Origin of the sequence: Formosa sediminum, assembly GCF_007197735.1 — a bacterium.
Taxonomy (GTDB): Bacteria; Bacteroidota; Bacteroidia; order Flavobacteriales; family Flavobacteriaceae; genus Formosa; species Formosa sediminum.
In genome coordinates, this window is record NZ_CP041637.1 from 2,484,958 (window position 1) to 2,498,037 (window position 13,080).

Annotated in this window: 11 protein-coding genes; all 11 read left to right on the top strand. The window is 32.3% G+C overall.

Features of this window, described 5'->3' with window-relative positions:
* Window positions 1–127 precede the first annotated feature (127 nt).
* On the top strand, window positions 128–889 hold the full coding sequence (locus FNB79_RS10735; protein ID WP_143381302.1) for a precorrin-6A/cobalt-precorrin-6A reductase: 762 nt from the start codon (window positions 128–130) through the stop codon (window positions 887–889).
* The gene (gene cbiD / locus FNB79_RS10740) at window positions 880–1,965 is read left to right on the top strand and encodes a cobalt-precorrin-5B (C(1))-methyltransferase CbiD (protein WP_143381303.1); all 1,086 of its coding nucleotides are present in this window, start codon (window positions 880–882) and stop codon (window positions 1,963–1,965) included. Before FNB79_RS10735 ends, cbiD begins: the two co-directional genes overlap by 10 nt.
* On the top strand, window positions 1,965–2,678 hold the full coding sequence (locus FNB79_RS10745; RefSeq protein WP_143381304.1) for a hypothetical protein: 714 nt from the start codon (window positions 1,965–1,967) through the stop codon (window positions 2,676–2,678). The genes cbiD and FNB79_RS10745 overlap by 1 nt, the downstream gene beginning before the upstream one ends.
* Window positions 2,675–4,321 carry an AAA family ATPase gene (locus tag FNB79_RS10750; RefSeq protein WP_143381305.1) on the top strand — a complete coding sequence of 549 codons (1,647 nt, stop codon included), beginning with the start codon at window positions 2,675–2,677 and terminating at the stop codon, window positions 4,319–4,321. Before FNB79_RS10745 ends, FNB79_RS10750 begins: the two co-directional genes overlap by 4 nt.
* Window positions 4,311–4,829, top strand: a complete 519-nt coding sequence (locus tag FNB79_RS10755; protein WP_143381306.1) for a bifunctional adenosylcobinamide kinase/adenosylcobinamide-phosphate guanylyltransferase — start codon at window positions 4,311–4,313, stop codon at window positions 4,827–4,829. Before FNB79_RS10750 ends, FNB79_RS10755 begins: the two co-directional genes overlap by 11 nt.
* Window positions 4,826–6,142, top strand: coding sequence for a cobyrinate a,c-diamide synthase (locus FNB79_RS10760; RefSeq protein WP_143381307.1), 1,317 nt, complete (start codon window positions 4,826–4,828; stop codon window positions 6,140–6,142). The genes FNB79_RS10755 and FNB79_RS10760 overlap by 4 nt, the downstream gene beginning before the upstream one ends.
* The gene (locus tag FNB79_RS10765; RefSeq protein ID WP_143381308.1) at window positions 6,139–6,723 is read left to right on the top strand and encodes a cob(I)yrinic acid a,c-diamide adenosyltransferase; all 585 of its coding nucleotides are present in this window, start codon (window positions 6,139–6,141) and stop codon (window positions 6,721–6,723) included. The genes FNB79_RS10760 and FNB79_RS10765 overlap by 4 nt, the downstream gene beginning before the upstream one ends.
* Before the next feature lie 55 nt (window positions 6,724–6,778).
* Complete coding sequence (locus FNB79_RS10770) at window positions 6,779–7,465, top strand: energy-coupling factor ABC transporter permease (RefSeq protein WP_143381309.1); 687 nt, start codon at window positions 6,779–6,781, stop codon at window positions 7,463–7,465.
* A 176-nt stretch (window positions 7,466–7,641) separates the two neighbouring features.
* Window positions 7,642–8,724, top strand: a complete 1,083-nt coding sequence (gene cobW, locus FNB79_RS10775) for a cobalamin biosynthesis protein CobW (protein ID WP_143381310.1) — start codon at window positions 7,642–7,644, stop codon at window positions 8,722–8,724.
* 109 nt (window positions 8,725–8,833) lie between these two features.
* A complete protein-coding gene (locus FNB79_RS10780; protein ID WP_143381311.1) occupies window positions 8,834–9,196 on the top strand; it encodes a four helix bundle protein in 363 nt (120 codons plus the stop codon).
* Window positions 9,197–9,331: 135 nt separating this feature from the next.
* A complete protein-coding gene (cobN, locus tag FNB79_RS10785; protein WP_143381312.1) occupies window positions 9,332–13,078 on the top strand; it encodes a cobaltochelatase subunit CobN in 3,747 nt (1,248 codons plus the stop codon).
* Window positions 13,079–13,080: the final 2 nt, after the last annotated feature.

The following is a 13,080-nucleotide window of genomic DNA, read 5'->3' on the forward strand; positions in this document are numbered from 1 at the left end:
TCAACATCATTCAGGTTCTGTTTCAGAATCACATTAGATTTTAAAACGTTATGATAAATTAGTATAACGAAAATGAATAAAACGTACAAATAAAGAAATTATAATAATTAAACACTATAAAAGAAAAATGATACTAGTTTTTGGAGGTACAACAGAAGGAAAAAAAACAGCCGCTTTATTAGAAAGTATGAGCTTGCCTTTCGTGTATTCTACAAAAACAAATATTGCTTTTAATGAAACTAAGCATGCTAGTTATCGGTATGGTGCTTTAAATGAAACACAATTAGAACAGTATTTAATTAAAAACAATATACAAACCATTGTAAATGCATCGCATCCGTTTGCAGAATTATTACATTATACAATTGCAGAGGTTGCAGAACGTTTGCAAATTTCTGTAATTCATTTTGGAAGAAAATTACTTTCAAAAACAAAGCATCCGTTAGTATTTTATGTACATAATTACGATGAAGCTTTAAATTTATTACAAAAAAATAAAATACTATTAGCTTTAACGGGTGTGCAATCTATTAAACGATTAGAGCCGTGGTGGCAAAAAAATAAAACATATTTTAGAATACTAAACAGGCCAGAATCTTTTGCAATTGCTAATGCAAGTAACTTTCCTGAAAATCAATTAATTTTAGGTTTACCATCTGCAGAATTAGATAAAGAAATAGACTTAATCACAACCAATAATATTGATGTTCTTTTAACTAAAGAAACAGGAAATAGTGGGTTTTTAAGCACAAAAATAGAAGCTGCTTTAAAGACAAATACACAAATTATTATTATCGATCAACCTAAGATACCAGAATACTTTACAACAGTATTTAGTGAAATAGAATTGCAAAAATCTTTAACCAATACATCAACGTTATGGGGTTAAGAAAAGTTCCTGAAGGACCATTAAGAGACGGATTTACCACAGGGACTTGTGCTACTGCGGCGGCAAAATCTGGTTTAATGGCTATTATTCATCAAAAAAAGATTACTTCTGTAAAAGTTCATTTACCTGTAGATAAAATAGTAGAAATTCCTATTCATCAATGTGTTTTTACCGAAAGCACATCAAACTGCTCTGTAATTAAAGATGCAGGAGACGATCCCGATGTTACTAATGGCGCAGAAATAGGTTGTGTTTTAGAATTAATACAAGAAAAAGACATAAAATTTATCGCTGGCGAAGGAGTTGGCACGGTTACCCTTAAAGGTTTAGAGCTTGCTATTGGAGAGCCTGCTATTAATCCGGTACCACGGAAAATGATAACTAATGCCATTCAAAAATTATTACACGATTACGATTTAGAATGTGGCGTTTCGGTAACAGTTTATGTTACTAACGGAAGAAAAATTGCCAAACGTACTCTTAACGAACGCGTTGGGATTATGAACGGTATTTCTATTTTAGGAACAAGTGGTATTGTAAAACCATATTCATCATCATCATACATTGCAAGTATAGAGCAAGGTATTGATGTTGCCGTTGCCAATAAAATTACAGAATTGGTAATTAATTCTGGAGCCAGAAGCGAAAAGTTTTTAAGAGACAAATTTACTCATTTACCAGAATATGGATTTATCCATTATGGAAATTGGATAGGAGAAACATTGAATAAAATAAACAGGTCTCCTATTAAAAAAGTGAGTATTGGTATTATGCTAGGAAAAGCTGTAAAATTAGCTGGCGGAATTATAGATACACATAGTTGTGTGTCTAGTTGGAACAAAGATTTTGTAGTGAATTTAGCCCAACAAGTTGGTTATAATGATGTTAATAAAATTAAAGACCTGAATATGGCTGGACGGTTAATTGAGTTATTCGACTTTAAACAGAATTCCCCTTTCTTTCAATTGTTATTAGCACACTGTTATAAACACACGCAAACAAAAATTAAACAAGTAGACTTAGAAATTTACTTAATTCATAAAAATGGAACACGTATTAAATTTATAAAAAAATAATGATAGCTTCTTTAATTAGACCTTTAATGGCTGGTATTTTACACTCTTTTGAGCCAGACCATGTTACTGCAGTTTCTGTTTTAGCTACAGAAAATGCTATAAATAAAAAGAAAATTAGTTTTAAATCGGTATTTAAAGCATCTCAATGGGCTTTAGGGCATTCGGTTACACTATTGCTTTTTGGAGGTGTTGCTTTATTCTTTAAGAGTATGGCTTCTTTGGTGGTTCATAATATTTCTTTTTATGCAGAATTGGCTGTTGGCCCCATTATGATTTGGTTAGGTATTGTAGCTATTAGAAGAAATCACGCTATTAACGAAATGGTTAAAGTGCATAAAAAAATTGAAGCACATGAACATGAATTATCAAACCCTATACATTTACACGGAACTAAAGGGGAAGAAATTGCCATAAATCCAATGAATAAATCATTTTGGATTGGTATGTTACATGGTCTAGCAGGTACAGGTGGCGCGTTAACATCTGCCTTGGTATTAAGTAGTCCTACAATAAAGGATGCTATTATTATTTTGGCGGTAGAATCTTTAGGTATTATTGTAGCCATGGGTGTGTATAGCTATGTTTTAATTTATGTAATGAGTCGGTTTTTAGAACGCAATTTATCTATTTTTAAGTGGATGAATGGTATTGCAGGAGTAGCTTCTATACTAATAGGAATAGTTTGGATTTATAATGGAATATATGCTATATGAAACAAGATAAAACATATATAAGTTTTCCGTTTTCGGCTATTGTTGGTCAAGATCATTTTAAGTTAGCACTTATTTTAAACTTGGTAGACCCGCTTATAGGTGGTGTTTTAGCTATAGGTGATAAAGGCACAGGAAAAACAACATTAATTAGATCTTTAACCAATTTAATTAGCGATCAAGAAAATTTACCTTTTGTAAATTTGCCTATTGGTGTTTCTGAAGATAGACTTATTGGTAGTATCGATTTAGAAGAACTGATTAATGCAAAAAAGGAAATCATTAATTTAGGCTTGATGGCACAAGCTCATAATGGTGTTTTATACGTAGATGAGGTAAATTTATTACAAGATTACCTTACCGATATTTTATTAGATGCAGCTGCTTCTGGTTGCTATTATTTAGAAAGAGAAGGCGTATCGCGTTACTTTAAAAGTAGATTTTGTTTGGTAGGTTCTATGAATCCTGAAGAAGGCAGTTTAAGACCTCAATTACAAGATCGTTTTGGTTTAAGTGTAAATATTACGACTCCTACAGATGCTAAAGTTCGCCAAAAAATTATAAAACAACGTTTTCAGTTTGATGATAATCCAGATGAATTTGTTGCTTATTATAAAAATGAAGACCAACGTATAGCCACACAAATTGTAACTGCTAAAAAGCATTTAAAATCTGTACTTATAAACGATTCAATAATTGAATATTGTAGTACATTAGCTATTGAAAATCAAGTAGAAGGTTTACGTGCAGATGTTTTATTATTAAAAACGGCAAGAGCTTATGCATCTTATATAAAGGCATCAGAAGTTACTAAAGAAGCCGTAGATAAAATTGCCGATTTTGTGTTAAATCACAGACGATTAAATCAAAGTCCGAATCAGAAAAACCCAAATCAAAACGAAAACGAGAAACCAAAAGAATCTCCATCAGACGGGAATGCTTCAAAAGAAGAAAATAGTCGAATTCTAAGACCAGAGAACAATTTTAGAAAACAAAAAAGCACACTTACAAATACTTTAGAAAACAGTACGAAAACCATTAATAATAGTCAAGGCGATACCATTTCAATAGATACAAAAAAAACAGTTAGTCAGTATTTAGCTACAGACAAGTTTGAGATCAAAAACAAACGTAAAAAATCGCTTTTAAAACAGCATCATATCTTTTTAATAGATTCGAGTGGTTCTATGTTAAAAGATCAAATTATAGCTTATGCTAAAGGTGCAGTAGAAAAAATAGCAACACAATCTAAAAATCAAAATACACAGTTTTCTATAGTTTCGCTATTCGACGGAGAAGCACAACATATTTTACGCAGAACAGCCATTTTAAATGATATTGAAATAGCGCTATCTACACTTAAAACAGGAGGAAAAACAAATTTAACGGCAGGATTTAAGCATATAAAAGCACTTTCTTCAGATGTAGATTTTAGTCATAACCTACATATTATTACAGATGGCAAGTTAAATGCAGATAGTAATTTAGAAAATACCGTATTGGCTTTTCAAACTTATTGTAAAGGCATACAACACACACAAATTATAGATGCAGAAAAAGGCATGTTAAAAATCGGAATCGCTTCTAATTTGGCAAAACGCATTAATGCAGATTACGAACTTTTAATCACTAAAAATGAGCGATAAAATAATACATATTATTACAGGCGGACAACGTTCTGGTAAAAGTGAATATGGTGAAGAAATTGCTTTAAGTTTAGACGATAAACCTACGTATTTGGCAACATCTAAATGTTGGGATGATGAGTTTCGTAAGCGTATTGAAATTCATAAAAATAGAAGGACTTCTAATTGGACAACTATTGAAGAAACATTACATCTAAGCCAAACAACTACAGTTAACAAGGTGTTATTTATAGATTGTATTACCCTTTGGTTAACTAATGTTATGGATTATTTTAAATACGATCCAGATTTAAGTTTCGACTTTGTTGTTAAAGAGTGGAATGTATTATGCGAGAAAAATAATATTGTAATTGCAATTACTAATGAAATTGGTTTAGGCGTAATTCCCATGGAAAAAGCAACACGAAAATTTGTCGATTTACAAGGAAAAGTGAATCAATATATTGCCAAAAAAGCCACTAAAGTAGATTTTATGGTTTCAGGAATTCCAATACATACTAAAGGATGATAAAACAACTCATCATATCGGCACCAAGTAGTAACGCAGGAAAAACAACGCTTACTTTAGGTTTATTGCGTTTATTTAAACGTAAGAACGTTGCTGTACAACCGTTTAAAGTTGGTCCCGATTATATCGATCCAAAATTTCACGAATTAGCTTGTAATAAGGTTGGTGTAAATCTAGATGCATTTATGATGCCGGAAGAGGATATAAATGCATCTTTAAATTTCTATGGAAATAATGCAGATATTAATTGTATAGAAGGTGTAATGGGCTTGTTTGATGGTGCTAAAAAAGATAAAGGTAGCACTGCCGAAATGGCTAAGAAACTAAAAACACCCGTTTTAATGGTTATTGATGCTAAAGCTGTTGCCTATTCTGTAGCGCCACTTATTCAAGGTTTTGTAAATTTTGATACTGAAGTTTCTATAATGGGCGTTGTATTTAATCGTGTAGGATCAAAAAAACATTTTACAATGCTAAAAGAAGCCTGCAACGATATTAATGTACCTTGTTTTGGATATTTATCTAATTTAAAGAATATTGAAATCCCGTCAAGGCATTTAGGATTAAATATACAAGACATTAAAAAATTTGATAAGCTAATTGATGATGTTGCTACCGAATTAGACAAAACCATTGATTGGAAGGCTATTTTAGAAGCTTCTAAAGAAGTGAAAAAGAAAATTATTTTAGATAAAAAATTATTAGTAAACAAGAAAATTAAATTTGCTGTAGCTAAAGACGCTGCTTTTAATTTTATCTATCCTCAGAATATAGCTGCAATGGAAGCCTTAGGCGAAGTCACATTTTTTAGTCCGTTAAAGGATGTTGTACTTCCAGATTGCGATTTTATTTATTTCCCTGGCGGTTATCCAGAATTATATTTAAAAGCATTAGCAACCAATACAACTATGCTAAAAAGTATTAAGGATTTTGGATTGAATAACGGACAAATATATGCAGAATGTGGCGGAATGATGTATTTAGGAAAAGCTATTATATCTGAACATAATGAAGCTTTTAAAATGGTAAATTATTTCGATTTTGAATCTTCAATAGTCGATAAAAAACTGCATTTAGGTTACCGAACATCTAAAGTAAATGAACATATTTTTAAAGGACATGAATTTCATTATTCAACTTTAATATATGATAATGAAACAGCAATACATGCAATAGTAACAAATGCTTTAGAGGAGCAAACTTCAACAAAAATATACAAGAAACAGAACGTTATGGCGTCTTATGTGCACCATTATTTTGGAACACCAGAACGTTTACAACAATTGATTAACGAAATAACGAGCAAGGTATGAAAATTTACACACGAAAAGGAGATAAAGGAACAACAGGAGTTTTTGGAGGAAAACGAACATTTAAAAATTCTGCAAGAATTGAATGTATAGGAACTTTAGATGAGGTAAATTCTACTATAGGATTATTACGTGCTAAATTAGGAAACGACCATGAGTGGCAATCTAATTTACATCGTGTGCAAAAAGATATGATGAATATGATGTCGCATTTAGCGAGACCATCAGATTCTAAAAAAGAAAATCCGAATCCGAAACCAGAAGATGGTCCCGAGTTTTGTGAACATTGGATGGATGATATGGAAGCGAATATAAGTGCACCTTCAGATTATTTTTTATTACCAGGTGGCAACGAAATATCTGCACTTTGCCATGTGTGTAGAACGCAAACAAGGCGAGGGGAGAGGCAATTGGTTACTTTAATGCAAGAAGATCCAGAATGTGTGGAAGATTACATTATGAGTTACGTAAACAGATTGTCTGATTTATTTTTTACAATGGCAAGAGCCGAAATGGATAAACATGGTGTTGCTGAAGAAAAATGGAATTTATTCTTGTATAAACGCAAGAAGAAAGCAAAATAAATTAGAATAAAAACAATTATAATTAATAACAGTTTAACCTTTAAAAACAAATATTATGCACATTGAACCAGAAGTAGTAGATTCAGCAAAAATTGGTCTGTCTTACGTTACAGCATCAGTCGCAATTATAGCAGTAGCAAAAGCTTCGGCTAAAAATATTAAAATGAATAGTCCGTTAACTTTTTTAGTTAAATCGGCAATTACAACACTATTAGTCTTTACATTTTTTCAAATCTTACCGCATTATTCAGTAGGTGTTTCAGAAGTTCATTTTATTATGGGATCAACATTATTTTTACTTTTTGGATTGGCACCTGCGAGTACAGGTCTAGCATTAGGCTTGCTTATTCAAGGCCTTTTCTTTTCTCAAATAGACCTACCTCAATACGGTATGAATATTACAACCTTACTTGTTCCCTTAATGGCACTTTCTTATGTCGCTAATAAAGTTATACCTACAAATACGCCATATACTAAATTAAAATATGCACAAGTTTTAAAACTATCATTAGTATTTCAAGCAGGAATTGTGTCTTGGGTTACATTTTGGGCAATTTATGGTCAAGGTTTTGCCGTAGAAAACATCTTAAGCATACTTAGTTTTGGTGGGGCTTATATGTTAGTTGTTCTTATAGAACCATTGGTAGATTTAGGTGTATTAGCAATGGCAAAATTTGCAACAGGAAGATTTAATAAAAATGAGTTTTTTGAAAAACGACTTTATAATGCTGCTAAAGCATAAGTAGTTATTTAAAAACATAATTAAAATGATTATTCGTTATTATTAAATGTATTTCATAGCTGTGTTTAGCAGATAATTAGTTTGTGAACGATAAGAATTTAAAATTCATTTAAATTAATAATTACTAAGTTATTAAGGTAACGAATAATCATAATTTTAATAATTAATTTATAGAAATGAAAAAAATACCAATTACCATAGTTACCGGATTTTTAGGTGTAGGAAAAACAACTTTAGTACACAATATGTTAAAAAAAGCTAAAGGAAAGCGTATTGCTGTGTTGGTTAATGAATTTGGAGAGGTTGATGTAGACGGACAATTAATAGCATCATCAGAATGTGGTGATGAGGATTGTAACTTGGTACAGTTACCTAATGGTTGTATTTGCTGTACAGTGCAAGAAGAGTTTTTGCCTTCTATGTTACAATTGTTAGAACGTAAAGAAGAAATTGACCATATTGTGATAGAAACTTCGGGTTTATCGATGCCTAAACCTTTAGTAAAAGCAGTAAACTGGCCCGATTTAAAACCACATATTACTATAGATTCTGTAATTACTGTGGTGGATGCTGTGGGAATTGCTACAGGAGAAATTTGTGATAGAGAGCGTGTACAAGCACAACGTTTGGCAGACGAGACTTTAGACCACGAAACACCTATTGAAGAATTATTTTTAGACCAATTATCTTGCGCTGATTTAGTTTTGGTAAGTAAAAGAGACTTGGTTGATGATGAAAAGTTTGAAGAAGTAACTAAAATAATTACAGAAAAAGCAAGACCTAATATTAAAATTGTTCCTATTATACAAGGTGAATTAGACAATGCTATTTTACTAGGGATTGGTGCTTCTGCGGAAGATGATGTAGATAACCGTCATTCTATTCACGAAGAGCATCACAAACACGGAAATCACCACCACCATAATGATGATGTGAAAACGGTACTGCTAGAATATCCAGAAACTTCAGATATTAAGATCTTGGTAAAAGACTTGAAAGCAGTAGTAGAGCAACACGAAATTTATAGAATTAAAGGTTTTGTTAATATCCCTAACAAACCCATGCGTATGGTATTACAAGGTGTAGGTGCACGTTTTGAATATTATTTTGAAAGAGCTTGGGGAGCTAATGAAACGCGTAAAACAAGTTTAGTGGTTATAGGTAAAAATATAGAGCTTACTGAAAATAATGAAATAAACACCCATGCACAAAGCCATCATCACCACGACCATGAGCACGGACATTCTCACTCGCATTAATACATGAATAGAATTATGAGTTATGAATTATGAGTTTTGAGTTGTGAATTATGAATTATGAGTTCTGAGTTGTTTAATATTTGATGATTAGTTTTAAAAATGACGTTTTATGAGTAAGAAAAGTGTTATTCAAGATAAGTCCTTTGCTTTTGCTATAAAGGCTATTAATTGTTATAAATTTTTATCAAAGGAGAAAAAAGAGTTTGTGATGAGTAAACAACTTTTAAGGTCAGGAACATCTGTAGGAGCAAATATTAGAGAAGCTCAAAACGCTCAGAGTAAAGCCGATTTTATTCATAAACTATCCATATCACAAAAAGAATGTGATGAATCGATTTATTGGTTGGAATTACTAAATGCAACAGATTATTTAGATGATTATAAATTTAAATCTTTACATAACGATGCTACCGAAATATTAAAAATTATCAGAAGTATCATTTTAACAACAAAACAAAATTTAAAAAAGTGATAATAAATTGATAATGATGAATGATTTTTAAACTCATAACTCATAACTCAACATTCATAATTCATAACTAAAGAAACATTCATCACTCATAAAAGAACTCATAATTCAACATTCATAATTCATAACTAAAAAAACATGCATTTAATTTCTACTATACCAGGCGGCTGGAATCCTAATGATGAAGGCGTATTTTATATAGACCAATCTCCTGGAGATATTGTTTTTTTATCTTCGGCAGATTCGGATTTGTTTATGATGAATACTGCTTATAAACTCATTCATGAATCGGTAGAAAATGCCCCTTCTTTTCGGTTTGCCAATCTTAGTTATTTTAAACAAGAATTAACTATAGATACGTATGTTGAAGAAGTAATTTCATCAGCAAAAATTGTAGTACTAAAATTGCTAGGAGGAAAAGCCTATTATAATTATTTATGCGAAGCGATTGCTGATTGTTGCGAAGAAAACGATATTCAACTCATTTTTTTGCCTGGTGACAATAAACCTGATTTAGAGTTGATGCAATCCTCTAACATTCCACTAAAAGAAGTGGATTTAATTTGGAAATACATTCAAGCAGGTGGCATTGATAATTGTAAATCGGCATTACAACTTATTTATAATAAAATCTCTGCTGTAACAATTACTCCAGAAGTTATTAAAACGATTCCCGATTTATTTTTATATCATCCTGATTCTGGAATATATAGTAAACAAACACCTGTAGAAAATAAAAAGCAAGCCATTATTTTTGGATATCGAAGTTATTATTTGTCTAATAATTTATCACCTATTCATGCAATTATTGATGCTTTAGAAGCAGAAGGAATTACCGCTGTTGTTTTAATGGCTGCAGGCTATCGTGAGCAGGATATGGAGCAACAAATTTTTAGTTTGTTGCAATTTCATCACATAACAAAACCTCAAATTATTATTAATACCACAGGTTTTAGTGTACAAGGTTTTCATGATACATCGCAAAGTTTATTCGACCAATTTAATGTGCCCGTTATTCAGGCAATTATGGGAAGTTGTAATCGCGAAAGCTGGTTAGAAGGTAATTTTGGTTTACCACCTACCGATATTGCTATGAATATTGCTTTGCCCGAAGTAGATGGTAAAATTATATCGAAAGTTATTTCTTTTAAAGAATCTATGGAAAAAGATGCTTTAACAGATTCTGAAGTGGTTTCTTATGTGGCCAATATAGAAGGTTGTGAGTTTGTGGCTCAAATGGCAAAAGCGTGGGTAAACTTACAACAAAAAAGTAATTTGGATAAAAAAATAGCTTTAGTATTACCTAATTATCCTAATAAAAATAGTCGTTTGGCAAACGGTGTAGGATTAGATACGCCACAAAGTACCTTGCAAATTTTAGCACAATTGGCGGAAGAAAATTATAGTTTAGAAGCCGATTATCCCAAAACAACTAATGAGCTAATTGATAAGCTGACCAATGCCGTTACAAACGATACCGCAACTATAAACACCTTAAACGAACGTCAAACAATTCGTTTAGAAGAACGATTGTTTTATGACTATTATAATCAGTTATCAGATACGCTTCGTACTGCTGTAGAAGCACAATGGGGATATCCAAATACTTCTCCAAATTATAAAGATGGCGCTTTTTTAATACCCGGATTTATTTCTGGAAATGTATTTGTGAGCATTCAACCCAGTAGAGGGTATAATTTAGATTTACAAGCCAGTTATCACTCGCCAGATTTACCACCACCGCCAGCTTATTTAGCCTATTATATTTGGTTGCAACATCATTTTAATGCCGATGCTTTAGTGCATATTGGTAAACACGGAAATTTAGAATGGTTACCTGGTAAAAGTGTGGCATTAAGTAAAGAAACCTGTTTTCCAGCAGCTATTCTTGGAGCAATTCCTCATTTTTATCCTTTTATTATTAATGATCCTGGCGAAGGAACACAGGCAAAAAGAAGAAACCAAGCCATTATTTTGGACCATTTAATTCCGCCAATGACACGGGCAGAAAATTATGGCGATTTACTAAAGTTAGAACTATTAATTGATGAGTTTTATGAATCTGCCTTGGTCGATAAAAAACGAGCGTCGTTAATTAAAACTAAAATAGAAACGCTAGTTAACGAAACTCATTTAAAAAGTGATTTAAATGAAGACGGCAAAGATATTGATGCTTTACTAGAAGTGATTGATGGCTATTTATGTGAATTAAAAGAATCGCAAATTAGAGGTGGTTTGCATATATTAGGAAAACTTCCTGAACAAGAAAAGTTGATTGATTTAATTGTGGCTTTGCATCGTTTACCACAAGCCGATTTACAAGGAGTTACCCAATGTTTAGCAGAAGATTTACAATTGGATTTCGACCCCATTAATGTAACCTATTCAGATAGTTTTGAAAGAGAAATTTATGGTATTCATTGTCGAACGTACGGTCAAGCAGTTGAGCTGTTAGAAAACAAAGCGAAGAATCTTGTTTCTGAACTAATCTACCAACAAAACATAGAAAGTATCGGAAAAACCACGCAACAACTTTTAACTTTTATTGAAGAACATACGATTCCAACTTTACAAAAAACAAGTAATGAAATAGGACATTTAATAAAAGGCTTAAACGGTTTTTATATTCCTGCAGGAGGTTCTGGTGCGCCAACACGAGGGCGTTTAGATATTTTGCCTACGGGAAGAAATTTTTATTCGGTGGATGTACGAACGGTTCCTTCTGAAACGGCCTATCAATTGGGCGAAAAAAGTGCTCAAAATATTATTGACCGTTATTTACAAGAACATGGCGAATATCCTACCTCTATTGGTTTATCAGTTTGGGGAACGTCTACCATGAGAACGAGTGGTGATGATATTGCACAGGCTTTGGCTTTAATAGGTGTAAAACCTGTTTGGCAAGGTAGTAACCGAAGAGTAAAAGATTTTAAAGTGCTTTCTACTTTAGAATTGAAACGACCACGAGTAGACGTAATGCTTCGTATTTCAGGTTTTTTTAGAGATGCTTTTCCCGATTTGATTTCTTTGTTCAATGCTGCTATTGAAAAAGTAGCTTCTTTAGACGAAACCGAAGAACAAAATCCGATAAAAAAACGATTTGAAAAAGAGAAAGAACAATGGCAAAAAGAAGGTTTAGATGAAAAACTAGCCAATGAAAGAGCTTTATATCGTGTTTTTGGTTCAAAACCGGGTGCGTATGGTGCAGGCTTACAAGGTCTAATTGATGGTAAAAACTGGACTACTTCTGATGATTTAGCGCAGGCATACATTAATTGGAGTGGTTATGCGTATTTTGGAAATGACAATAGTGGAAAATCTGCTCATGAAACGTTTAAAAGACGATTATCTTCTATTGAGGTAGTCATGCAAAATCAAGATAATAGAGAACATGATATTTTAGATTCTGATGATTATTATCAATTTCAAGGTGGAATGACTGCGGCGGTAAACACCGTAAAAGGAAGTCAGCCAGAAACGTATTTTGGAGACCATTCTCGTCCAGAAAACCCGAAAGTAAAATCGTTAAAAGAAGAACTATTAAAAGTATTTAGGTCCAGAGTTGTCAATCCAAAATGGATACAAGGCATGCAAGACCATGGTTACAAAGGCGCTTTTGAAATGGCAGCCACTATGGATTATTTGTTTGCCTACGATGCTACTACCAACTTAATAGAGGATTTTATGTACGAACAAATTACCGAAAACTATTTATTTGAAGCGCATAATAAAGCATTTATTGAAGCACATAATCCTTGGGCTTTAAAAGATATGTCGGAGCGTATGTTGGAAGCCATTCAAAGAGGGATGTGGGAAAATCCATCAGAAGAAATGGTTGATGAGTTAAAAGAAATTTATAAAAAAATGGATAACATAACAGAATAAAA